This window comes from Winogradskyella pelagia (assembly GCF_017581965.1).
In the GTDB taxonomy this organism is placed as follows: Bacteria; Bacteroidota; Bacteroidia; order Flavobacteriales; family Flavobacteriaceae; genus Winogradskyella; species Winogradskyella pelagia.
This window is the reverse complement of sequence record NZ_JAGEVF010000001.1, coordinates 372,911-398,507: the sequence shown is the minus strand read 5'-3', so window position 1 is coordinate 398,507 and position 25,597 is coordinate 372,911. Positions and strand designations below refer to the sequence as shown.

Below are 25,597 nucleotides of genomic sequence, written 5' to 3'. Positions count from 1 at the left end.
TTTAGAACAACCTCTGCATGGAGAATCTTTACATCTATATGCTCGCCATATTGGCATTTTTGGCGGTTGCAGATTTAGTTGTTGGCGTTAGTAATGACGCTGTGAATTTTCTTAATTCCGCTATTGGATCCAAAGCGGTTTCCTTTAAAACTATAATGATTGTTGCTAGTATTGGCGTTGCGGTAGGTGCTTTAACGTCTAGCGGTATGATGGAGGTTGCCAGAAAGGGCATATTTAATCCTAGCGAGTTTATGTTTAATGAAATCATGGTGATATTCTTAGCCGTGATGCTTACAGATATTTTACTTCTGGACTTTTTCAATACCCTCGGTTTACCGACTTCCACTACAGTTTCTATTGTCTTTGAATTACTAGGAGCTTCTGTGGCTATGGCTCTGATTAAAATTTACAGTGATAATAGTCAAAGTCTTACAGACCTTACTAACTACATCAATAATTCAAAAGCTATAGAAATTATTCTGGGTATTTTGTTATCTGTGGTTGTTGCTTTTACTATAGGTGCGTTAGTTCAATACGTATCACGGCTATTGCTAACCTTTAATTTTAAAGAAAAACCTGCTTGGTACAGTGCCATTTTCAGTGGTGTTGCGGTTACAGCAATTATGTATTTCATAATTATAAAAGGTTTAAAAAATGCAACATTTATACCATCTGGGATATTAGAATTTTTAAATAACCATCCTGTTTATTTTGTTGAAGGGAGTTTTATCGTTTTCACGGTACTTTCCTATTTAGCCGTTAAACTATTTAAGGCTCAAATCTATACTATTATTATTGTTGTAGGCACCTTTGCACTTGCCGTAGCTTTTGCTGGAAACGACTTGGTCAATTTCATAGGTGTTCCAATCGCTGCTTACAACTCTTATGAAGTTTGGTCAACAAGTGGAATACTTGCTACTAACTACGTTATGTCTGCTTTGGCACAACCTGTGCAAACCGAACCTTTCTTGCTCTTGCTAGCAGGATTAATTATGGTACTAACGCTTTGGTTTTCTACAAAAGCGAGAGCTGTTGTAAAAACCTCTGTAGATTTGGCGCGACAAGACGAGGGTAAGGAACGCTTTGAACCCAATTTCCTATCTAGAAATATTGTGCGTTATTCTATAGGACTTGGTGCTAACCTAAATCGTGTATTACCAGAATCTTATAAAGCGTGGGCCAACAAACAATTTACACAACCTAAAATAGTAGTTAAAACGGCTGATGCACCTGCCTTTGATTTAGTTAGAGCAGCTGTTAATTTAATGGTGGCAAGTGTTTTGATTTCTATTGCTACTTCAATGAAATTACCATTATCCACGACTTACGTAACATTTATGGTAACTATGGGAACGTCCTTGGCCGATAGGGCCTGGGGATCAGAAAGTGCCGTTTACCGCGTAGCTGGTGTGCTAAATGTTATTGGAGGCTGGTTTTTTACAGCCTTTAGCGCATTTACTGCTGCATCTATTATGGCTATAATCCTATTTTATGGTGAGGGTTATGCTTTGGTGGGTTTATTTGTTTTTGCACTTATTATGCTTGGTAAAAATTACATATCTCACCGCAAAAGCAATAAAGTTCTTATAGAAGAAGATAAATTAGAAAAAGCAGAGAGCAGTTCAACTCAAGGGGTAATTTATGAAAGCGCATCTAACATTGCAACTGTTGTGAAGCGAGGAAATAGAATATACACTAATGCCATAAACGGATTAGCCACACAAAATTTAGCTGTCCTTAAAAAGAATAAAAAGCAAGTAGAAAAACTTTCTAATGAAGTTGATGATTTAAGGGATAACATCTTTTATTTTATTAAAAACCTAGAAGAACCAAGCTTATCGGCTAGTAACTTCTATCTTAATATCCTAAACTATCTGCAGGATATGGCCCAGTCCTTAGAATATATTTCTAGGGTGAGCTTAAAGCATGTTAACAACAATCATAAAAAACTCAAATTTAGTCAGATAAAAGAATTGAAAGATTTGGACGAGCAGCTTGAAAAACTATTTTTAAATACACAATCTGCATTTGAATCGCGTTCATTCAATGACATAGGCGCCATTCTTCATGATAAAGATGTTGTTTTTAATATTGTTAAGACTAAAATTACCATGCAAGTAGAGCGTACTCGTAATGAAGAATCTAGTCCAAAAAATACAACGCTTTATTTCGGTTTACTTTTAGAAACAAAAGACCTCCTTACTGCAATTATGAATCTTCTAGAAGAGTATTACAGTGCCCACGATAGTTCTGTGAAACCAGCTAAGATTATAGCTACTGACAATCCTTTAGACGAATAGTTATTTTCCATTGAGAAACAACGGGTCTCTTAATGCAAACAGTAAATCTGCAACGTCAATCAGATTTTTCACAATATCATTAACGTTATCAAAATCATTAAAATAAGACGAAGCCATATCTGCAGTTATACTATCCTTTCTTATTAGCTTATCAATTTTTACTGAGCCAAGGTGCTTGTTTTGTTTAGCCTTTTGTTTAAGCAATATCAGTTTATCGTGATATTTCTCCTTATTTTTTTCGGTTCTCATCCGATAAATAATACGGAGTACTTTAACAACCTTTTGTCGTAATCGGTCATATTCGTCCTTTATATACGTGTTATCAGACACCATATAAAGATTTATATTTTTGGTAAGATCCTCGACTAACTTTATCATCTCAACCATCTTTCTATTGGCTATTTTCAATTGACTTATTTCCTGATGCTGTGATTGGGTTAACTTTAATTCACTTTGGGCCTTGGTTCCGTATTCAATAATTTTCCCATAAATGGATTTGACTTTAGTTAAATACAATTTTCCTGGATCCGCCTTAAACTGAATATTAGATTTCATTATAATATTCTTTGTTTTCTCGTCAGACATAATATCCGTTCTACTTATGCTTAAAGCATGAGCTATAATCTCGAAAATTGGATTCTCAAATAAATATATAGATTCATTTCGCAATGCAGAAATTGCTGTTTCCGGGTATTTTAAAACTTCTGGTGTTAAATATTTTGGTTGGTCAATTTCATAGGTCTTAAGCGCTACTTCAGGCACCAAATACTCCACTAATTTTGCTATAGGTTTTACAAACCAAACCAATAAAAAACTGTTGGCAAAATTAAAAGTCGTGTGATAAAGCGAAATGGCCACGGGAATAGCAGCAGCAGACATATAGGGGGATTCTGACCCTATTTGAACCGATAACCAATCTATAAATCGCAAAAACGGATAAAACAATAATAGCATCCAGATCACACCAATACTGTTAAATACCAAGTGTGCCCTTGCGGTTTGCTTTGCTTTATAATTTCCAATTATTGCAGCAAGATTAGCGGTAATAGTTGTACCTATATTTTCGCCAAGTACCATTGCAGCTGCCAAATGAAACGGAATCCAACCCTGGGCTGTCATAATTAGGGTAAGTGCCATCGTCGCACTGGACGATTGTACCACAACGGTTAAAATAGTACCTATGCATAGGAAAATAAAAATGGACAAATAACCTAAATCTGTGTATTTGGATAAAACAGATAACAATTCCGGGTTGCTGTTTATGTCTGGCATGGTATCCTTTAAAAACTCAAGCCCAATAAATAACAACGCAAAGCCCACTATGAAGTTTCCAAGATTCTTATATGTTTTGTTCTTTAGGAAAGTTAAGCCAAAACCCAAACCGACTAGAGGTAATGCTATAGCACTCATGCTCACTTTAAAGCCCAGAATGGCAATTATCCAAGCTGTAACTGTTGTACCAATATTGGCACCCATTATTACACCAATAGACTCCACCAGAGTTAATAACCCTGCATTAGAAAAACTCACTACCATAAGGGTTGTAGCCGAAGAAGATTGAATTATAGATGTAATTAAGAAGCCTGTAAAAATTCCAAAAACACGATTTGATGTCATTGAGGCCAATATCTTACGCAGTTTATCCCCTGCTAGCAACAAAAGGGCATCACTCATAACAGTCATACCATAAAGGAAAACCCCTAAAGCACCAACTAACATTAAAATATCGTATAGTCCGTAGTCCATTAAATATTAAATGAAGTTTAATTTAATGTAAATTCAATGTTAACCAAAAAAAGTTGTTAAATAATTACATTTTAACGTCTAAAAAAATCCTTTCATCGTATATCTAAGTATATAAATTCTTTAAACTAAAAACCAAATCATGAAAAAAATTTCAATTCTATTACTTGGTGCTATTATTTTTAGTTCTTGTGTTTCCAAGAAAAAATATTTGGCCCTAGAACAAGAAAATGGTGAAATAAAAAGTGAACTCACTAAAACTCGAGTTGAAAAAGAAGACCTAGAAAACAAATTTGCGGTTATTGAGGCACGTGTTAATGACTATAATTCAAAAATTCAATCCCTAAATCAAGATGTTGAAGGGCTAACCCTAGAAAACCAAGCTAAATTTGAGGTTAATGACGACGGAACAGTAATATCTGGGATGAGCAAACAAAACATGCTTGAAACACTTGAGCAAGTTGACCCAGAAAAATTAGCATCTGCAGAAACCCTTAAAGACTCTATGAATTTGGCTGTACAATACAACCTAAACAAGGCTATTGATACGAGTGATTTAGATGAAGATAAAGACTTGGTGATAGATATTAACGAAACGGTTGTAATGATTTCTATTGCAGATGACATGCTATTTAACACTGGAAGCTATCGTGTTAGCAATAAGGCTGATAAGATATTGAAAAAGCTCGCTGATGTTATCAATTCAGAACCTAGCCTAGATGTAATGGTAGAAGGCCACACGGATTCTCGAACTATTAATACAAACAAAATTCAAGATAACTGGGATTTAAGTGTCTTGCGAGCAACCTCTGTTGTAAGAAAACTGCAAAAGCAATTTAAGGTTGCTCCAGAGCAATTAATCGCTTCTGGTCGCAGTAGCTACCAACCATTAGTTGATAACAACTCTAAACAGAATAGAGCCAAAAACAGGCGTACACGCATTATTTTAATGCCAAACATAGATAAGTTCTTTGCCCTTATGGAGGCCAATTAATCCATATCCCTCAAAATTAAGAAAAGCATCCTCCCGTAAAATTCGGCATTGGATGCTTTTTTTATTTCCTAACTTGTGTTTCAATACTAAATCAAAAAATACCATGACAGTTAGATTAGTGTTCTTAGTTGTAACTTTGTTTAGCCTATTTTCAGTCTGGAGCCAAGAGTTAACGGCAGCTCAACTTTTAGATAAGTCCATTGCATTTCATGACCCAAACAACCAATGGAGTACATTTGAAGGTGATTTTACGGTTGAAATGACTACTCCAAATGCCTCTAAGCGCGTGAGTCATATTAAAATTAATTTACCTCTAGAATACTTTAGCGTGTCCGCGAAAAGAGACTCAGTTAACACGTATTACGAAATAAACAAAGGGCAATGTAAAATGCTTTATAATGGTAAGTCAATAGATTCTATTAATGACAAGGGAATGAGTTGTGATAGAGCTGTGCTTTACAAGAACTATTATACGTATTTATATGGCCTACCAATGAAACTTAAAGATCCAGGAACAGTTTTAGATAAAGAAGTAGAAAAAAGAACATTTAAAAATAGGGATTATTTGGTTTTAAAGGTGTCTTATGATGCCTCTACAGGAAGCGATATTTGGTTTTTTTATTTCAACCCCTCTACTTATGCAATGGAAGTTTATCAATTTTTTAAAACGGATGATTCTGGTCGTATGATACTAGATTCTGGAGAATACATTTTACTAAGCGAAATATTTGTTGTTAACGGTATTAAAATGCCTCAGACTAGGGCTTGGTACTACAACAAGGACAATAAACATTTGGGTACTGACACTTTAATTGAAAACTAAAAAAACCTCTCGAATGAGAGGCTTTTTTAACACTTAAAACAATTTGTTAGAGCAGTAATTAAGAACCACACATTAAACAATCATCGCCTTCGGCTTCCTTAGCTTGAGCAATTAATGCCTTCATCTCCTCTGGTGAAAGAGGCTCCACTTCTGTGGTTTCTTGAGTAAACTTAGCTGCTGTTTTGGCTGCCTTTACCTTCTGTTTGGCAACTACTGCTTCTTCAGTTACTTGAACCGTTTCAGCCACAGGCTCCTCCTTCTTTTTATTAGTTAATGTAAACTTAATGGCATCAACCGCACTCTTAGTACGCAGGTAATACATTCCTGTTTTTAAACCACTTTTCCAAGCGTAGAAATGCATTGATGTTAGTTTTGCCATAGTAGCACCTTCCATAAACAAGTTTAACGATTGAGACTGATCTATAAAGTACCCTCGCTGACGAGACATATCTATAATATCTTTCATGCTCAATTCCCATACTGTTTTATAAAGCTCTTTAATATCTTCTGGAATTATATCTATCCCTTGAATTGAACCATTGGCTCTCATGATATCTTGCTTCACCCCATCGTTCCATAAGCCAAGCTCCACCAAATCTTCTAACAGATGCTTGTTTACAACGATAAACTCTCCAGACAATACACGTCTTGTATAGATGTTAGATGTGTAAGGCTCAAAACACTCATTATTACCCAAAATCTGAGAAGTACTTGCTGTTGGCATTGGTGCTACCAATAAAGAGTTACGTACGCCATGCTTTAATACTTGCTTGCGCAATTTTGCCCAATCCCAACGACCACTTAATTCTTCATCTTTAATATTCCATAGATTGTGCTGAAAATCACCTGTGCTAATTGGAGAACCTTCATAGGTTTGGTAAGCTCCGTCTACTTTAGCTTCTTCCATGGATGCAGTAACAGCTGCATAATACAAGGTTTCAAAAATATCTTGATTCAATGTTTTAGCCTCATCACTAGTAAAAGGCATTCGTAATTTTATAAAGGTATCTGCTAAACCTTGTACCCCTAAACCTATTGGCCTGTGACGGAAATTAGAATTCTCAGCCTCTGGAACTGGATAGTAATTTCTATCAATTACGCGATTTAAGTTTTTGGTAACACGTTTGGTAATTTTATACAACTCTTTATGATCAAACTCACCATTCTTTACAAACATTGGCAAAGCAATAGAAGCTAAATTACAAACGGCAACTTCATCTGGTGCTGTATATTCTAATATTTCAGTACAAAGGTTAGATGACTTTATAGTCCCTAAGTTCTTTTGATTGGACTTACGGTTTGCTGCATCTTTATAGAGCATATAAGGTGTTCCTGTCTCTATTTGTGACTCTAAGATTTTCTCCCAAAGCTCTCTTGCCTTAATCGTTTTACGGCCTTTTCCTTCAGTTTCATACTTCGTATACAACGCTTCAAATTCTTCACTGTGCGTATCTGCTAAACCTGGACATTCGTTAGGACACATTAAAGTCCATTCCCCATCTTCCTGAACACGTTTCATAAATAAATCTGAAATCCACATCGCATAGAATAAATCGCGAGCGCGCATTTCTTCTTTACCGTGGTTTTTCTTTAAATCCAAGAAATCGAAAATATCGGCATGCCATGTTTCTAAATAAATGGCAAAACTACCTTTGCGCTTTCCACCACCCTGATCTACATAACGCGCTGTATCATTAAATACACGGAGCATCGGCACAATTCCGTTTGAGGTGCCGTTTGTACCAGCGATATAACTCCCTGTAGCTCTAATATTGTGTATAGACAATCCTATACCTCCAGCAGATTGAGAAATCTTGGCTGTTTGTTTTAGTGTATCGTAAATTCCATCGATGCTATCGTCTTTCATGGTTAACAAGAAACAAGATGACATTTGTGGTTTTGGTGTCCCAGAATTAAATAACGTTGGTGTAGCATGAGTAAAATATTTCTTAGACATTAACTCATAGGTTTCTAGCACCGCATCTAAATCGTCTAAATGAATACCAACAGATACACGCATTAACATATGTTGTGGACGCTCAGCAATTTTGCCATTTAATTTTAATAAGTAGGAACGCTCTAGAGTTTTAAACCCAAAATAGTCGTAACCAAAATCACGATTATAAATAATGGCAGAATCTAATTTGTCTTTATTCTCTGAAATGATTTTATAAACCTCATCCGATAATAAAGGTGCTTTTTTTTCAGTTCTTGGATTAACGTATGTATATAAATCTTCCATGACCTCGCTGAAAGATTTCTTGGTGTTTTTATGTAAGTTAGAAACCGAAATTCGTGCTGCTAATTTTGCATAATCTGGGTGGCTAGTAGTCATCGTTGCGGCAATTTCTGCAGCAAGATTATCTAATTCGCTTGTTGTTACGCCATCGTACAAGCCTTCTATGACTCGCATGGCAACCTTTACCGGATCAACTAATTCGTTTAATCCGTAACACAATTTTCTCACTCTAGCAGTGATTTTGTCGAACATCATTGGTTCTTTTCGGCCGTCTCTTTTAATTACATACATACGTTATTTAATTTATTTACCTACTGAATACACCAATTCAGCATGGCGTTAGTTAGTTAGAGCAGACACCTCTCCCGTTGCAGGACAAGCACCTACTTTGATTAGATTAATTAATTGTTTTTGAATCTGCCACAATATTAGGTTTGGGACAGAAAGGGCATTGGGTTTTTTTAGCCTTATTAAGACTAAACCCAATTAAAAGTCAGCGTCGAAAGTAAATTTATCTTTCTCCTCTTCCTTATTTAGCACTCCGGCTTTTTGATATTCTGAAACGCGCTTCTCAAAGAAATTGGTTTTTCCTTGAAGCGATATCATATCCATAAAATCAAATGGATTTGATGAGTTGTACTCTTTTTCACATCCCAGCTCTCCTAAAAGTCTATCTGTAACAAACTCTAAGTATTGGGTCATTAATTTAGAATTCATACCTATTAAGCTTGCTGGCAATGATTCTGTGATAAATTCTCTTTCAATGTTAAGCGCATCAATGATGATTTCTCTTATACGCTCTTTAGGCACTTTATTTACCAAATGGTTATTATGCAAGTGAACAGCAAAATCACAGTGTACACCCTCATCTCTAGATATTAATTCATTTGAAAATGTTAATCCCGGCATTAATCCTCTTTTCTTTAACCAGAAAATTGAACAAAATGCACCAGAAAAGAAAATCCCTTCTACAGCTGCAAATGCAATTAAACGCTCGGCAAAACTTGGCGATTCAATCCACTTTAAAGCCCAATCTGCTTTTTTCTTTATGGCTGGGAAATTTTCAATAGCATTGAACAAAGTATCTTTTTCAACTTCGTCCTTGACATAAGTGTCAATAAGAAGCGAGTAGGTTTCACTATGAATATTCTCCATCATTATTTGGAAACCATAGAAAAATTTAGCTTCGCTATACTGTACTTCATTTACAAAGTTCTCTGCTAAATTTTCGTTAACAATACCATCACTTGCAGCAAAAAAGGCTAAAATGTGTTTAATAAAGTATCGTTCGTCGTCATTTAATTTGGTAGCCCAATCGGTTAAATCTTGATGCAGATCGATTTCTTCGGCCGTCCAAAAACTGGCCTCTGATTTCTTATACCACTCCCATAAATCATGGTGTTGAATTGGAAAAATTACAAAACGATCTTTGTTTTCTGCTAAAATTGGCTCTACTGCTTGCGACATGTTTCTTTTACTTTTTTTGTGACTATTAAACGAATTATTTTGGAGCGATTTGGGACGGACAAAGATTTAAAAATGTAAAGGATAATGAAAGGTTATTTTATAAACATTGTCAACAAGTTTTTAACAAGTGAAAAAAAATACCTGTATTAAAATGGTTTTTTCAAAAAAGCCCTTAATTAACTGATTTTCAATGTAATACTATTATATTTCTTGAAGGTAAATTGTAAGAATTAACCTAATAAATAAGCCATAAAGTACCGTGTTTAAAGGGAGTTTGTTTTGCTAAATTTTAGTCTTGTTTTTAATTTGAAGCACCTTGTTTATTTTAACCCTAAAGACTAATGGTATTCTGCTATCTCTTTAGCTTTTCTTCTGCAACTTTTTCTAATTCGCTATACCAATCCTGCCCAAATTTTCTAATGAGCGCTTGTTTAACAAATTTATAAATAGGGACTTCAAGTTCTTTACCCAAACTACAAGCGTCATTACATATATGCCATCTATCGTAATTAACTGCAGAGAATTCTGAATAATCTTTAATCCTAACTGGGTATAAATGGCAACTCACGGGTTTTTTCCAATCAATAGCGCCTTGGTTGTAAGCTTCTTCTATGCCACACAATGCTTTGTTGTGTTCATCAAAAATAACATAAGCACAATCTGCTCCATTAATTAGAGGGGTTTCATTCTCACCAAAGGCTGTTGTAATGGATGTGCCTTGATCTTCAATAGCATCAATACCTTCTTTGCGAAGAAATGGTTTAACTTTTGGATATATGTCTTCTAGTATCTCGACCTCCTCCTTATCCAAGGGCGCACCGGCATCACCCTCAACACAGCAAGCGCCTTTACATGCAGAAAGATTGCAAACAAAATCGTTTTCTATTATGTCTTCTGAGACTAGTGTTTTACCTAACTGAAACATAGGACAAAAATAGCTAAACTTTACAGTTTATTAATATTGAAAATCAGTAAAGAAATCGCACCTTTGCCGCGAATTTTAAAAAGCATGATAATGCAACTGAATTTTAAAGAAATATTTACTGCATTTATGGTCCTTTTTGCCGTCATAGATATTATAGGCAATATCCCTATAATCATTGATTTAAGGAAAAAAGTGGGACACATTCAGAGTGAAAAAGCTTCACTCATTGCGGGTGTTATAATGATATTATTTCTCTTTTTAGGTAAAAGTATTTTAAGTCTTATCGGTGTTGATGTCAACTCTTTTGCTGTTGCAGGTGCTTTTGTTATCTTTTTCATTGCGCTTGAAATGGTTTTAGGTATAACCCTTTACAAAGATGATGACCACAACGCCCTAACGGCCTCTGTTTTTCCTCTAGCCTTTCCCTTAATTGCAGGGCCAGGCAGTTTAACAACACTGCTCTCCCTACGAGCTGAATTTGCAATTGAAAATATTATTGTTGCCGTTATTGCCAACGTAATAGTTATTTATATAGTTCTTAAAACTTCCGCTAAAATAGAACGTGTTATTGGTGGGAATGGTATTAAAATCATTAGAAAAGTATTTGGGGTTATTTTATTGGCCATTGCAGTTAAATTATTCGCACACAATATAAAAGCACTTTTGGTTTAACAACGACTATTTCCTAGTACCAATTTCAAGCTTTATCTTTGCACAAACGAACTGTAGATTTATGAAGATTGCAACACTTATTCTAACACTATTGGCCCTTGGGCTTATTATTTTCAATGCCACCAAGCTTAACTTCAACGCGCTTTTAGAGGGCGAAAGTTATACGGCGGTTTTAACTATAATTGCAGGATTTTGTGCCATTATTTTATTACAGATTTTAAGACTATCAAAAAAGATAGAGACTCTTCAAAATAAGCGCAAATGAATTTTGATGCCTTAATCATCGGTGGTGGAGCGGCAGGTATGTCTTGTGCCTTAATTCTGGGGTCAGCTCAGCATAAAGAATATGCTAAAGGCAAATCCATTGGCATTATTATGCATCAAAAATCCTCGCACCTTCAAAATGCACTTTTTAATAATGTTCTTGGACTTTCGCCTAGCACATTAGGAAAGGATATTTTAGATAATGGAAAACAACAGTTACAAGATTTATATCCTCATGTTATCCAAATTGAAAAGGAGAAAGTGAAATCCATAGAACCTTATTCTAATGGGTTTATAGTTGAAACCAATAAAAATAAGTACAGCACGGAAACGGCGGTGATAGCTGTAGGCTATACAAATCTAATGACCATTAAAGGTCTTGAGCCCTATATTGAACCGCACCCTAAAGCCGCTTTAGAAAAAAATCGTATTTGGCTTAATAATACAGATCATAAGATAGTAGATAATTTGTACGTTGCAGGGACTTTGGCTGGTTGGCGCAGTCAATTTTCAATAGCCGCTGGAAGTGGAGCTCAAGTCGCAACAGATATTTTAACACTTTGGAATAACGGCAAGCATACCAAAGTACACGATAAGATTACTGTTTAAAATTAGGATATTCAGTACTCAATAAAATAACTTCTTGCACCATCATATCATCCTTATTCAGGATTTCTTCAAAAGCATTATCGTCAAATAATTGATTTCCTAAAGTAGCTTTTATAAGTCTGCGCAATTGGCTGTAGTAAGCTGCGAAACTAAAATCAGTACCCTCCTTATCATTGACATAGTCTTGAAATTGAATAACCATATCATCACTTACTTCGTAGTTATTGATAAAATCATATTTTGAATATTCTCCAAATTGGGTTCTATCTTTGTCTAAAGTTTCAAAGATAAAACGGCCAAAATGCCCTCTTCTTCTAAGGAAGTTAACAGTTTCATTATCGAAAGCACGGTCAACAGGAACAAAAACATCTGGAATAATACCTCCACCACCATACACTACCTTTCCTTTTGGCGTGGTAAATTTTAAGGAGTCATCTACCTTGATATTATTCTCATCGGCCAACTCTCCATTACGCAGCCTTTTAAAATAATCATTGTAGTAAGACCTACTATCTCCATTTGAATAGGGTCTCTGTATTGAGCGTCCTGTTGGTGTAAAATATCTAGAAACCGTGAGGCGAACCGCGCTACCATCACCTAAAGCCATCTCTCTTTGAACTAATCCTTTACCATAAGATCTCCGTCCTATAATGATGCCTTTGTCGTTATCTTGAAGAGCTCCGGCAATGACCTCGCTCGCTGAAGCAGAATTTTCGTTCATTAAAATAAAGAGTTCGCCTTGTTCAAAATCTCCTCTTTTGGTAGCATAGGTGTATTCTTCCCTGCCTTTTTTATCTCGTGTAAATAAAATGAGTTTTCCCTTTTCCAGGAACTCGTCTGCAATTTGTTCTGCTATTCCTAAAAAGCCTCCAGGATTATCTCTTAAATCTAAAGCCAGTTTTTTGGCGCCTTGAGCTTTTAAATCTTCTAAGGCCGCCTTAAACTCTTTGAAAGAAGACTCCGCAAATCGATTCATTTTTATAAAACCGAGTTCATCTGTTAACATATAAGACGCTACAACACTTTTTATGGGAATATCTTCTCTGCGGACTTCTACATCGAACATTCGATTTTCTGCCTTTCTGTAAACCGTAAGATTTACTTTGGTATTCTTGTCGCCTTTTAGTTTTTTGGTTATTAAATCATTTGTAATTGTTCTGCCAAACAAGGTGTCGCCATCTGCTAATAGAATACGGTCTCCTCTCATAATTCCTGCCCGCTCACTTGGTCCACCATCAGTTGGTTTAATTACTGCAATAGTATCATTATAAGGGTAAAAATTAATCCCGATTCCCACGAAATCACCTTTCATATTCTCGGTGACACGTTTCAGGTCTTCTTTTGGAATATATGTTGAATGTGGGTCAAGATTATCTAAAATACCATTAACTGTGACGTCAACTATACTATCCGTATTTACCTCATCAACATACTCATAATCAATATAATCAATTAATCGGTTCAGCTTATCTTTTTTACTGTTAGTAGTAAATAACCGATCTGAAGTGTCTGTAAAATTTAATTTACCACCAATAAAAACACCCACCGCGATGGCAATGCCTGTAATAAGTGGTATGTATTTATTTTTAGTAGCCATTAAGCGTTTAAATCTGTTATATGGTCTAACGTAATGCCTGCACGTTTTAAAAACTGTAATCCAGAGTCGTCCTTGTAAGCTTGTTGATATACCACACGGATTATTCCTGCCTGATGAATCAACTTACTACATTCTTTACATGGAGACAATGTAATATATAAAGTTGCGCCTTTGCAAGATTGTGTTGAAGATGCTACTTTTAAAATAGCATTAGCTTCGGCATGTAGCACATACCATTTGGTATAACCTTCTTCGTCTTCACAATAATTTTCAAAACCTGTAGGTGTGCCATTATAACCATCAGAAATAATCATTCGGTCTTTAACAATTAGAGCGCCCACTTGTTTGCGATTGCAATGGGATAATTTCCCCCATTCTTCTGCAATTCTTAAGTAAGCCTTGTCATAACGTAATTGTTTCTTTGCTGACATTACAATTTTTTGTTTGCACAAACGTACAACCTTTTAACGAAGATAAAAGGATAGTATTTTATAGCCAATTGGCACAGAGTTAAAGTTTTACCAAACTTTAGTCTTAGTTTAACAAATCGCTACCAACTATCATAGGAATTACCAACCCTACTACCACAGAAGACAACACCATTACCCAATCTCGGCGAGAAAATCTGAATAAGGTTTGAAATAAAAATCCAAAGAACAGCACTACAAATACTACAATAATTTGAGCCAACTCAATCCCTAAGGCGAATTCTATTAGAAGTTCTAGTTTATTCTCGGACTGGCCAGAAAACATTTTGAACTCGCGCGCAAAACCTAAGCCATGTATTAATCCAAAGAAAAGCGTGGCAAAAAATAGAAGTCCAATAGATTTGCCTTTATCTTTTTTACCAGCAGTAAAAACATTATATATAGCTGCAATAAGAATTGTTACTGGAATTAAAAATTCTACCAAAGCGCCATTTACGCTAACAATACCGTAAGCGGCTAGGACAAGTGATAAAGTGTGACCTAAGGTAAACATGGAAACTAAGAGTAAAATACGTTTCCAATCTTTAAACACGTAGGGCACTGCTAAGACCATTAAAAACAATACATGATCGTATCCATTTGGGTCTAAAACATGGTTCATACCATATTGTACATTGAACCAAAAATTTTCAAGCATAATTTACGATATTTGGGAAGGGCAAAGGTACAATTATTATTCATAAAAAATGCCTCCATTATTGGAGGCATGTCTGGGTACTCAAGGTGGGATTAACTTCTATTCAGTCGTTGTTCCCACAAAGCGTCGCTTTGAAAATCAAAAAACTACAAAAACAAAAAAGCAAGCTTTATGTTTTCGCTTGCTTTTTGATTTATTCGTACTCAAGGTGGGAATCGAACCCACACTCCCGAAGGAACTGGATTTTGAATCCAGCGCGTCTACCAATTCCGCCACTTGAGCAAAATTATGGAGCGTAAAAATATAAAATATTTCAAGTGAACCAATTAAAAATACTCTCTTTTATCTTTTAGCGTGCAAATTATTTTTCTAATTTTGGATGCTAATTATATTTAACACTAACACAACTAATTTCTGTCAAAAATGCCACACGAACCAGCTGAAGCCAAGATTTTTACATGCTCGCAAAGTCAATATCTTGCAGAAGAAATTGCAGCCGCATATGGTGTTAAATTAGGTAATGTTATTACCTCAACCTACAGTGATGGTGAGTTTCAACCATCTTATGAAGAATCTATCCGTGGTACACGCATTTTTATTATTGGCTCTACACATCCTGGTCCAAAGAATTTAATGGAAATGCTGTTAATGATTGATGCTGCTAAACGAGCCTCGGCTAGGCATATCACAGCTGTTATGCCCTACTTCGGATGGGCAAGACAAGACAGAAAGGATAAGCCTAGAGTTCCAATTGCAGCTAAACTTGTAGCAAAAATGTTAGAAGCTGCAGGTGCCACGCGAATTATAACAATGGACTTACATGCCGATCAAATTCAAGGTTTCTTTGAAAAACCTGTTGATCACTTATTCGCGTCAACCGTGTTTTTACCTTATCTGAAAAGTTTAAATCTCGATAATCTAACTATTGCATCACCAGATATGGGAGGTTCTAAAAGAGCTTACACCTATTCAAAAGCACTACAAAGCGACGTTGTTATCTGTTACAAGCAAAGAGCCAAGGCCAATGTAATTTCGCATATGGAATTAATCGGTGACGTCACCGGTAAAAACGTGGTTTTAGTTGATGATATGGTGGATACTGCTGGTACATTAACAAAAGCTGCTGACCTTATGATGGAACGTGGTGCTAAAAGTGTCCGTGCTATATGTACTCACCCTATACTCTCGGGTGATGCCTATGAAAAATTAGAAAAATCTGCACTTGAAGAACTTATTGTTACCAACTCAATTCCTTTGACAAAGGATAGTAAAAAATTAAGAGTAATAAGCTGTGCTAATTTATTTGCAGAAGTGATGTATAATGTGCACCACAACAAATCTATTAGTAATAAGTTTGTCATCTAACAGGTACTTTTCGCTCATATTCCCCTAAAAATCAAAGAAATATTACTTTGATTGAAAAACTCAACCTGTTTCTGTAGGTATTCCATTTTAAATTTATAAATTTGCAGCCCTCAAAATGAGGATTTTATAAATTTAAAACAACAATTTCAAAATGAAATCAATTACAATCAATGGATCTCAAAGAGAAAGCGTGGGCAAGAAATCAACAAAAGCCTTACGTAATGCTGGTCAGGTTCCTTGCGTATTATACGGAGGAGATAAGCCACTTCATTTCTCTGCACCAGAATTGGCATTTTCAAAACTCGTATACACTCCAAACGCGCATACGGTTGTGATTGCCTTAGATAATGACGTGTCTTATAACGCTGTTATGCAGGACATTCAATTTCACCCTGTGACAGACAGAATTTTACATGTGGATTTCTACCAAATTTTCGAAGACAAAGAAATCACCATGGAAATTCCTGTAAAAACCGTAGGAACCTCCAAAGGCGTGCTAAACGGTGGTAACTTAAGAAGACCTTACCGTAAACTTAAAGTAAAAGCAGTTCCATCTAAATTACCAGATTTTATAGAGATTGATATTACGCCTCTTAAAATTGGAAGTAAGCTTTACATCACAGAGTTAAAAAACGATGACTATAAGCTTTTACACCCAGACAATACTGTTGTATGTCAAGTAAGACGTAGTAGACTGGCAATAGTTGATGAGGTAGAAGAGGATGAAGAAGGGGAAGAAACTGCCGAAGGAGCAGAAGCAACTGCTGCAACTCCAGAAGCGGAATCTAGCCAAGAATAAATTCATTTTTTTTGAATAAAATAAAAGCATTCTGTTTAAGGATGCTTTTTTATTTTTACAGTAAACCTAATAGATGTTTACTTTTTTAAAATCATGGTTTTCTAAAAACATAGAAACCAATCCATCTGAATATCCAGATATGAAAAAGTTCTTAATTGTTGGACTAGGAAATATTGGTGAAAAATATGTAAATACGCGCCATAATATCGGTTTTAAAGTTCTAGACCATTTTATTGAAGATGATGAGGTAAAATTTGAGAGCGTAAAGCTTGGTGATATGGCCAAAGTTAAAGTTAAGGGCCGAAGCATCACTCTGTTAAAGCCAAGTACCTATATGAATCTTAGTGGAAAAGCCGTAAAGTATTGGCTTACTAAAGATAAAATTCCTTTAGAGAACCTCTTAATTGTAACGGATGACCTTAATCTGCCCTTCGGCACACTCAGACTCAAAACTAAAGGCAGTGATGGCGGTCACAATGGCCTTAAAGACATCCAAGAAAAATTACAAACCACCAAATACAACCGGCTTAGATTTGGGATTAGCGATAGTTTTAGCAAAGGGAGACAGGTTGATTATGTTTTAAGCGAATGGACTGATGAAGAATCTTCAAAGTTACCCGAACGGTTAAAACGAACAAAAGAAACTATTAAATCGTTCGTACTTTCAGGTGTTTCGGACACCATGAACTCATATAATGGAACATAAAAAAAGAGGTGAAAAATTCACCTCTTTTTTTCTCATTTTTAAAATTAGTCTACAATTATCTTTTTAACCGCTTGGTTTGTTCCATCTTTAACCTTAACCAAATACATACCAGAAGCGACATTCTGCAATATTACCTCATGCTCAAGACTAGAAGTGACGTCCATGCGCTGCTCATAGATTCGTCTGCCATTAATATCATACACTTCAATACTCAAATCATTAGATATAGGTGTATTTAATTGCACTGTGAATGTTCCAGTGTTTGGATTCGGGTAAATAGTAAATCCATTCTCTAAAACAGATTCTACAACTGAAAGTGTCCCTAATACACATAGCTCCAAAGTGAAATCATCAATTGAGCCACCGTCTTGACCTGCGTCATCCGTTACACTTAAGGTCCAGGTACCTGCAGAAGACTCTCCATATAAAACTGACAAATCACCTTCGGGAACAAAAGACCCTGTAAATGGTGCAGCACCAGAAATTATAGGATTAGAAGCTTCTTGGTCGAAAATAGTATCAATATAATCATCAGCACTTCCACCATTATCAGTACTTAACTCTACTACAGTACCTGCCGGACTTGTTAGAAAAATATCCAGATCGGCTGTATATGTATGTGGAATAGTAATCCCAACGTTGACATCTGTAATTTCAAAATTAAATCCAACATCAATAGTTGATGTGTAAGTTACCCCTCCTGTAGTAGTAATGGTAATCGGTGTATCAGTCGCCGTTAGCGTGTCACATTCTATGTCGCAAGCATCTCCAATGCCATTTCCATTTGAGTCCGCTTGGTCGGCGTTTGGAGTATTGGGACAATTATCGTCACCATTAAGTATGCCGTCCCCATCGATATCGTCATCACATACATCTCCAATATTATCGTTATCTAAATCGGATTGATCTACATTAGCAATGGACGGACAGTTATCCGTACTATCTGGTATTCCGTCGCCGTCTGTATCTGTTTGAGGTTCTCCACAAATCTCTATTGACCAGTTATCAATAGTACCATCAAAAATAAAAATGGTGTCCTCTGCATTTAGAGTCCAAATTCCGCCAGAAATTGTTCCATTTAACTGAGTGAGATCTCCCTCAGGCAAAAAGACCCCTGTAAATGGCGCTGAACCATTGCCAATTGGAGTAGTGGCATCATTATCAAATACCGTATTGGTGTAATTATCACCGTCACCACCATTGCCTTGAGATAGAATTATTTCTGTTCCATCAGGTGCAATTAACTTTAAATCAACATCTTCTACCCATGAATGTGTAATATTAACAGTGACAATTACATCTGTAATAAGTACCGGGTTAGTTACATTAATAACCGCGTTGACCCCTCCTGGTGTATTATCAGGAATTGTCACTGGCGGACCAGAATACGTAAATGTATTACACAAAATATTTGCGGTGGTAAAGCTTGCAATAGCATACGGTCCAGAACCACAATCATTTACAGCCCTTACGCGCCAGTAATACTGTGTCACAACATTTAAATTAGAAACTGAATAACTCGGGTCATTTACTGCAGCACTATCTATAATATTTGAAAATGCCATATCCGTAGCAATATCAATTTCATAAGCAGTTGCGTTTGTATCAGCATTCCATGAAAAATTGACCAAGGCCGGGTCAACACTTGTGGCTCCATCTGCCGGAGCCAGAGAGGTCAATACATTTAAATTGGTGTCAAACACATTAAATTCTACAGGCGTGCTTTGTGTAATTGGCCCTGAAGTACCAACTAAACTAATAGGATAGTTTCCTACACTTAGACCTCCAATTCCTGAGATAGTAACTGTTACATTTGTACCGTCTGCAGTTGCGGAAACCGGATTAAATACCGCAGAAGTTCCAGCCGGAAGTCCCGTTACACTAAAAGTTGTAGGGTCTACAAACCCTAAAAATGTATTATAAGTAACGTTAAATACAACATCATCTGGCGAACATACGTCTATATCACTTTGAGCCACAGATAATACAAACTCAGTTTCTTGAATTGAGAAATTAGTACTATTTATAGCATAGAAAATATTATTGTTCCCTTCTACTTTAACACGTGCGGTTGTTACATCTCCTGATCCAGTTACAGGAACTGTAATATTTGCAGAACCATCATTAGGAACATTAGTTGCTAACGTAAACGGATAGGTAAATCCTCCATCTATTGAAAGTAAAATATTAACAGTGGGGGTGTTCACGGCACCACCGTTAGTACCTGCAACATCCCAAGTTACAGTTTGATTAGATCCAGCATCCCAAGTTTCATTTGTTGTCTGAGAAGTCACGGCGAATGGTCCTGACGACCCATCTACCGTTACTGTCATGGTATCATAGCTACTTTGAGGTGTTTGACCAGTACCATTGGCTTCACTTCTGTCCCTGACTATTAAAGCAAAATTTAGAGACCTACTTACATTAGATACTGTTTCCCAACTAGAATTATCTACAGTCTCTACAGGATTGGTTTCGGTGAGTTGTCCACTAATTACACGTTCTACAAATGGCATAAAACGATCTGGAGAGGTGCTCGGTGGCCTTGAACGCCAGACGGCTCCAGTAGTTTTATTGGGTCCAAAATTTCCCGTAGTAGTCACACCATTATCTATTTGCTCCCAGTTATAGGTTAACACGTCTCCACCATCCGGATCTGTTGCTGCTCCCTTTAAAACAAATGCAGTTCCTGCAGGAATTGTATAATCCAATCCTGCATCAGCAACTGGTGGATTATTTGCAATAGGCGTACCCACCCAACAGGTTCTATTCTGAAGATTGTTGAGGATTTGTAAAATACTGTAATAGTGAAAATAAGGATCTGAATGATCCTGCACGTCATCTGGTCCCGTAATACCTGCATAACCCATAATGGTAGTTCCGCTGCCAGGTTCTGCATTTACGCCTGTTCCTTCACTAGAGAAAGACCATGTATGGTTTGCACCCATTTGATGACCAATTTCATGAGGTACATAATCAATATCAAAAAAATCAGACATGTAAGGTCCTCCGTCATTATCTAAAAAAGAATGGGATGAAAAACCACTACCTTTTTGGCCATTAACACAAACACAACCAATACATCCAGCGTTTCCATTGTTGCCTCCGAAATTAAACAAATGACCTATATCGTAATTTGCTTCTCCAATATTGTTTGTTAAAGTGGTTTGCAACTGAGAATTGAAACTACCTGTATATGGGTCCGATGCTGCATTGGGATAGATTATACTTGTACCGCTAACCAAGGTAAAGCTAACGGCCATATCAACTTCAAAAACTTCATTATTTCTGTTTAAAGTAGAGACTACTTGCGCTAAGGCATCTTGCTGCGCATTTCCGTTTGCATTGTTTCCATCATCCCAAAAATTGGTGTACTCTCCTGTCGTAGAAATAGCAATTCTAAAAGTACGCAGCGTTTGGTCATTTGCATCCCTATTGACAAAGGCCGATCCGTCCATTGGAATAAATTCAGCCTCTGTTAAACATTCAAAGTCTTTAGTACTAGTTAGTCTTGCGTCTCTTGTATATAAAACATAATTTGCAGTATCTCCCTTGGAAACAGGCACAATGAATTCCATAGGTCTATCTGGATATGTTACCATGGCCTGTAGACCTTGAGGTGTAACACTAAATCGAGCTCTAATCCCTGGGTTTTTAGAACTAAATCCTATATAAGTTCTAATTTCAGGGAACTCCAAGGATAATTCTTCGGATAAAACCGGAGCTTCAAAAACTATGAAATCTAAGGTTTCTCCATTTAAGTTTGGAAGCAAGACTCGAGACTGAGAACTTACATTAGAACTGCGATGTGGTGCATTAACCAAATTAGCTTTTAGTTGATTTAAATCTAACTGGTACGTCTGATAAAACTTCTCATTTAAAGAAGAAATATTTAAACCAAGATTGTCATTTGCATTGTCTATTTCTTGCCAATACCCACGTTGAGCAGATAGCGAAAATAGCGTTAAAACCATTGAAATTGACAAAACAAAACGTAGCTTTGTTTTCATAAGTGTGGGGATTAAGATTAAATTTTTACAAATTTAAAATATTTTTTAACCCCTCAATTTTTTATGATATTTTTTATCATAATCTGTTAAATCAAAGGCATTGGCTGACAAACCCTTAAAAGTTACCACCATAGGCACCTTCGATGGTGTACATATCGGACATCAAAAAATTTTACAGCGCGTGCAGAAGTTGGCGGAGTCGCAAGACTACGAATCTGCGGTTCTTACCCTATTCCCTCATCCTAGAATGGTGCTCTTTGGAGATGAATCCATCAAACTTTTAAACACCATAGATGAACGTGTTGAAATTCTCAAATCTTTTGGTATAAAACATGTCATTGTAAAAGAGTTTACAAAACAATTTGCCAATCTAAGTGCAGATGATTACGTCAAAGATGTCTTAATTGATGAACTCAACAGCAAACGAGTAGTTATTGGTTATGACCATCACTTCGGGAAAGGTCGAAGCGCGAACATTACAGATTTAAAAGCATTTTCCAAATTATATGATTTTGAAGTTGAAGAAATCTCTGCTCAAGACATAGAAGATGTTACCGTAAGCTCTACAAAGATTAGGTCTGCATTAGAAGATGGCGAAGTTAATGTAGCAAATGCCTATCTCGGCTACAACTTTTTTATAACTGGTTCTGTTATAAAAGGTAATAAAATTGGAAGAACAATTGACTTTCCAACGGCAAATATTTATATAGAAGAACGCTATAAACTTATACCTAAAGATGGTGTTTACGTTGTAAGGTCTAAACATAATGGAACAGTTCTTTTTGGAATGATGAATATTGGTACAAATCCGACTGTAAATGGTGTTTCTAAATCAGTAGAGGTCCATTTTTTTGATTTTGACCAAGACATATATGGCGAAACCTTTAAGATTGAATTTCTAAAGCGCTTAAGAGATGAGCGTAAATTTGAAAACTTAGAGGCTCTTAAATTACAATTAAAAGAAGATATGAAAGCGGCTAATTTATATATCGAAGAGGGCCATGACTAAATTTCTTTTTAAACATATTGACAATTCCAGCTTAATTGTTTTTAGAATCTTTTTTGGCCTACTGTGTTTTTTAGAGTCTATTGGAGCTATTCTTACTGGTTGGGTAAAACGGGTAATGGTTGAACCAGAATTTACATTTTCTTTCATTGGGTTTGAATGGTTGCAACCACTTCCAGGCGAGTGGATGTATGCCTATTATTTAGTTATGGGTCTTTTTGGCCTTTTTGTAATGCTAGGCTATAAATATCGTTTTAGCATGCTGATGTTTGCCCTTATGTGGACGGGAACATATCTCATGCAAAAGTCCTCATACAATAATCATTACTACCTGTTATTTGTACTAAGCTTTGTCATGGTGTTTCTTCCAGCAAATCGCTACGCATCAATCGATGCACGACTAACTCCAAAACTCGTACGGCATTCCATGCCTAATTGGTGTAGGTGGCTATTTGTAGTTCAACTATTTATATTGTACACTTATGCTTCTCTCGCCAAAATATATCCAGATTGGCTAAATACTACTGTCGTTGAATTGTTAATGAAAGGAAAAGCCGAGCTTCCTATAATTGGTGAAGTGCTTCAGAACAAAGGTATGCACTATTTTATAGCCTATGGTGGAATCCTTTTCGATGGGTTAATAATACCACTACTTTTATATAAACCGACACGAAAAATTGCGTTTTTTGGCTCTATCTTTTTTCATATTTTCAATTCAGTGGTGTTTCATATTGGTATATTCCCCTTTCTGTCATTAGCGTTTTGCCTATTCTTTTTTGAGCCCAAAACCGTTAGAGATTTATTTTTAAAAAAGAAACCTTTTTATGACCAAGCGGCCATTTTGCCATCTAAAAACCACAAGCTTATTAGTATCATTCTTATAGTCTACATGCTAGTTCATATAACTTTGCCACTTCGGCATTACTTTTTTAAAGATGATGTGTTATGGACAGAAGAAGGACATCGCTTGGCATGGCGCATGATGTTGCGTACCAAAAGAGGCAGAGCAAATTTCAATGTCGTAGATAAAGCCACAAATAACAGTACTCGCATTAATATGAGCGATTATTTAACTCCAAAACAATATAATAGTGTTGCCGCCAAACCAGACTTTATATGGCAATTTGCTCAACACCTAAAACATGAATATGCTTTAAAAGGTGAAGATGTTAAAGTATTCGCAAGGGTATTTGTAAGCGTCAACGGAAAGCCTTCTAAACAACTCATAGATCCAAAGATTGACCTTGCCTCAGAAGAGTGGCATCACTTTAAACATCACAGTTGGATTTTACCTTCAAAATAGCTTAGTTTTTGTTTTTATCTGCTTAAAATCTTTTTACTTTTGTTTGGGCTTTGACGAATCTATCTAGCCATAAATCAAAATAATAGAGATGCTACAAGTTGCTTATTTAAGAAACCATAAAGATGAAGCCATAGCTTTATTGGCAAAACGCAATATCGACGCTAGTGAGATGGTAAATATGGCTATAGCTTTAGATGAAGACCGACGCGCCATCCAAACGGAACTAGATGCCATTAAATCTGAGGCTAACAAAATTTCTAAAGACATCGGAGGACTATATAAATCTGGTGAAATTGAAAAAGCTAATCAACTCAAAACACGATCAGCTAAACTTAAAGAATCTACCAAAATATTAGAGAATGACCTCAATACAAAAAAGCAAGATCTGGCAGAATTGCTCTATAAAATCCCAAACGTACCAAATACAATTGTTCCTGCGGGGAATACTGAAGATGATAATGAAGAAATATTTAGAAAGGGAGACGTCCCAAAATTATCTGAAACTGCGCTTCCTCATTGGGAACTTGCAAAAAAATACGACATTATTGATTTTGACTTAGGAAACAAAATTACAGGATCTGGATTTCCTGTATATAAGGGTCAAGGCGCCAAATTACAACGTGCCTTAATCACTTATTTCCTCGATAAAAATACAGCTGCTGGTTATACAGAATACCAACTCCCACATCTTGTGAATGAAGCCTCTGGATTTGGAACTGGTCAATTACCTGATAAGGAAGGGCAAATGTATCATGTCACTGCAGATAATCTTTATCTCATACCAACGGCTGAAGTCCCTGCAACCAATATGTTTAGGGATACCTTATTGAATGAACGTGACATGCCTATTAAAGTAACTGGTTATACGCCTTGCTTTAGACGAGAAGCTGGTAGTTACGGTGCCCATGTGAGAGGCCTTAATAGACTTCATCAATTTGATAAGGTAGAAATACTTAGAGTGGAACATCCTGAGAATTCCTATAAGGCGCTTGATGAAATGGTTGAACATGTTAAGGGAATTCTAGATGAATTAAAGCTTCCTTACCGTATTCTTAGATTATGTGGTGGTGATTTGGGTTTCACGTCAGCTCTTACGTATGATTTTGAGGTTTATTCTACGGCACAAAGGCGATGGCTAGAAATTTCTTCCGTTTCTAACTTCGAGACCTTTCAGGCCAATAGACTTAAACTTAGATTTAAAAATAATGAAGGTAAGAATGAATTTTGCCACACATTAAATGGAAGTTCCCTAGCCCTACCAAGAGTTCTTGCAGGTCTTTTAGAAAATTATCAAACCGATAACGGCATAAAAGTACCTGATGTACTAGTTCCGTACACAGGTTTTGACCGCATTTCTTAAAAAAGAATTTATTTTTTTAAGACAACTTTACACCCCAAAACAGTCCTATTTGTTAAAATTTGATGTTTTTTATCGAGTTTTTACGCATTTCTTCGTTTTTTTATTATATTCGACGAGTTAAACGTCCCAAAATAAACTTAACTGAAAATGAAAGACATTAAACGCATTGTGTTACTACTTGCACTTGTTGTTATGGTAAGCAAGGTTTTGTTTTAACTATCAGTTTAAAAATAGTAAGAAACCAAAACAGAATAACTGAATCATATTTGTAACGAATACTGATTAATAGC

Annotated in this window: 20 protein-coding genes and 1 tRNA gene; 12 read left to right on the top strand and 9 right to left on the bottom strand. The window is 36.1% G+C overall.

Annotation, left to right across the window (positions count from 1 at the left end; all coding sequences use genetic code 11):
• Positions 1-17 precede the first annotated feature (17 nt).
• Positions 18-2,300 (top strand): inorganic phosphate transporter, encoded by a 2,283-nt coding sequence (locus tag J4050_RS01825; RefSeq protein WP_208152227.1) that lies wholly within the window; start codon positions 18-20, stop codon positions 2,298-2,300.
• Here J4050_RS01825 and J4050_RS01820 read toward each other — a convergent pair whose 3' ends face one another.
• Complete coding sequence (locus J4050_RS01820) at positions 2,301-4,046, bottom strand: Na/Pi cotransporter family protein (RefSeq protein ID WP_208152226.1); 1,746 nt, start codon at positions 4,044-4,046, stop codon at positions 2,301-2,303.
• 139 nt (positions 4,047-4,185) lie between these two features.
• On the opposite strand from J4050_RS01820, the gene J4050_RS01815 reads away from it, so the two are divergent.
• A complete protein-coding gene (locus J4050_RS01815; protein ID WP_208152225.1) occupies positions 4,186-5,037 on the top strand; it encodes an OmpA/MotB family protein in 852 nt (283 codons plus the stop codon).
• Positions 5,038-5,140: 103 nt separating this feature from the next.
• Positions 5,141-5,860 carry a DUF6503 family protein gene (locus J4050_RS01810; RefSeq protein ID WP_208152224.1) on the top strand — a complete coding sequence of 240 codons (720 nt, stop codon included), beginning with the start codon at positions 5,141-5,143 and terminating at the stop codon, positions 5,858-5,860.
• 58 nt (positions 5,861-5,918) lie between these two features.
• Here the strand turns inward: J4050_RS01810 and J4050_RS01805 are convergent, their stop codons facing one another.
• The 3 genes from J4050_RS01805 to J4050_RS01795 all read right to left on the bottom strand — a co-directional run bounded on the left by J4050_RS01805 (position 5,919) and on the right by J4050_RS01795 (position 10,491).
• Positions 5,919-8,390, bottom strand: a complete 2,472-nt coding sequence (locus J4050_RS01805; RefSeq protein WP_208152223.1) for a ribonucleoside-diphosphate reductase subunit alpha — start codon at positions 8,388-8,390, stop codon at positions 5,919-5,921.
• 195 nt (positions 8,391-8,585) lie between these two features.
• Complete coding sequence (locus J4050_RS01800; RefSeq protein ID WP_208152222.1) at positions 8,586-9,566, bottom strand: ribonucleotide-diphosphate reductase subunit beta; 981 nt, start codon at positions 9,564-9,566, stop codon at positions 8,586-8,588.
• Positions 9,567-9,918: 352 nt separating this feature from the next.
• Positions 9,919-10,491 carry a DUF3109 family protein gene (locus tag J4050_RS01795; protein WP_208152221.1) on the bottom strand — a complete coding sequence of 191 codons (573 nt, stop codon included), beginning with the start codon at positions 10,489-10,491 and terminating at the stop codon, positions 9,919-9,921.
• Positions 10,492-10,581: 90 nt separating this feature from the next.
• Here J4050_RS01795 and J4050_RS01790 point away from each other — a divergent pair, with 90 nt between their 5' ends.
• The 3 genes from J4050_RS01790 (at position 10,582) to J4050_RS01780 (ending at position 12,036) form a co-directional block, all read left to right on the top strand.
• A complete protein-coding gene (locus J4050_RS01790; RefSeq protein WP_208152220.1) occupies positions 10,582-11,163 on the top strand; it encodes a MarC family protein in 582 nt (193 codons plus the stop codon).
• Positions 11,164-11,224: 61 nt separating this feature from the next.
• Positions 11,225-11,428: a hypothetical protein gene (locus J4050_RS01785; RefSeq protein WP_208152219.1), complete on the top strand. Its 204-nt coding sequence runs from the start codon at positions 11,225-11,227 to the stop codon at positions 11,426-11,428.
• On the top strand, positions 11,425-12,036 hold the full coding sequence (locus J4050_RS01780; RefSeq protein WP_208152218.1) for an FAD-dependent oxidoreductase: 612 nt from the start codon (positions 11,425-11,427) through the stop codon (positions 12,034-12,036). Before J4050_RS01785 ends, J4050_RS01780 begins: the two co-directional genes overlap by 4 nt.
• On the opposite strand, the gene J4050_RS01775 is transcribed toward J4050_RS01780, so the two are convergent.
• From J4050_RS01775 to J4050_RS01760, 4 genes are all read right to left on the bottom strand, one after another.
• On the bottom strand, positions 12,026-13,633 hold the full coding sequence (locus tag J4050_RS01775) for a S41 family peptidase (RefSeq protein ID WP_208152217.1): 1,608 nt from the start codon (positions 13,631-13,633) through the stop codon (positions 12,026-12,028). The two genes, J4050_RS01780 and J4050_RS01775, sit on opposite strands and share 11 nt — an antisense overlap.
• Positions 13,633-14,064, bottom strand: a complete 432-nt coding sequence (locus tag J4050_RS01770; protein ID WP_208152216.1) for a deoxycytidylate deaminase — start codon at positions 14,062-14,064, stop codon at positions 13,633-13,635. Before J4050_RS01770 ends, J4050_RS01775 begins: the two co-directional genes overlap by 1 nt.
• Positions 14,065-14,167: 103 nt before the next feature.
• A complete protein-coding gene (locus tag J4050_RS01765) occupies positions 14,168-14,758 on the bottom strand; it encodes a HupE/UreJ family protein (protein WP_208152215.1) in 591 nt (196 codons plus the stop codon).
• Between the two features lie 200 nt (positions 14,759-14,958).
• Positions 14,959-15,040 (bottom strand) — tRNA-Leu (locus J4050_RS01760).
• A 141-nt stretch (positions 15,041-15,181) separates the two neighbouring features.
• On the opposite strand from J4050_RS01760, the gene J4050_RS01755 reads away from it, so the two are divergent.
• The 3 genes from J4050_RS01755 (at position 15,182) to pth (ending at position 17,628) form a co-directional block, all read left to right on the top strand.
• Positions 15,182-16,123, top strand: a complete 942-nt coding sequence (locus J4050_RS01755) for a ribose-phosphate pyrophosphokinase (RefSeq protein WP_208152214.1) — start codon at positions 15,182-15,184, stop codon at positions 16,121-16,123.
• 151 nt (positions 16,124-16,274) lie between these two features.
• A complete protein-coding gene (locus J4050_RS01750) occupies positions 16,275-16,922 on the top strand; it encodes a 50S ribosomal protein L25/general stress protein Ctc (protein WP_208152213.1) in 648 nt (215 codons plus the stop codon).
• Positions 16,923-16,995: 73 nt separating this feature from the next.
• Positions 16,996-17,628: an aminoacyl-tRNA hydrolase gene (gene pth / locus J4050_RS01745; RefSeq protein ID WP_208152212.1), complete on the top strand. Its 633-nt coding sequence runs from the start codon at positions 16,996-16,998 to the stop codon at positions 17,626-17,628.
• A gap of 44 nt (positions 17,629-17,672) precedes the next feature.
• On the opposite strand, the gene J4050_RS01740 is transcribed toward pth, so the two are convergent.
• Positions 17,673-21,638, bottom strand: a complete 3,966-nt coding sequence (locus J4050_RS01740) for a reprolysin-like metallopeptidase (protein WP_208152211.1) — start codon at positions 21,636-21,638, stop codon at positions 17,673-17,675.
• A 100-nt stretch (positions 21,639-21,738) separates the two neighbouring features.
• Between J4050_RS01740 and J4050_RS01735 the strand changes: the two genes are divergently transcribed.
• The 3 genes from J4050_RS01735 to serS all read left to right on the top strand — a co-directional run bounded on the left by J4050_RS01735 (position 21,739) and on the right by serS (position 25,307).
• On the top strand, positions 21,739-22,647 hold the full coding sequence (locus J4050_RS01735; protein ID WP_208152210.1) for a bifunctional riboflavin kinase/FAD synthetase: 909 nt from the start codon (positions 21,739-21,741) through the stop codon (positions 22,645-22,647).
• Positions 22,640-23,947 (top strand): HTTM domain-containing protein, encoded by a 1,308-nt coding sequence (locus J4050_RS01730; RefSeq protein WP_208152209.1) that lies wholly within the window; start codon positions 22,640-22,642, stop codon positions 23,945-23,947. Before J4050_RS01735 ends, J4050_RS01730 begins: the two co-directional genes overlap by 8 nt.
• Positions 23,948-24,035: 88 nt before the next feature.
• On the top strand, positions 24,036-25,307 hold the full coding sequence (serS, locus tag J4050_RS01725; RefSeq protein ID WP_208152208.1) for a serine--tRNA ligase: 1,272 nt from the start codon (positions 24,036-24,038) through the stop codon (positions 25,305-25,307).
• Positions 25,308-25,597: the final 290 nt, after the last annotated feature.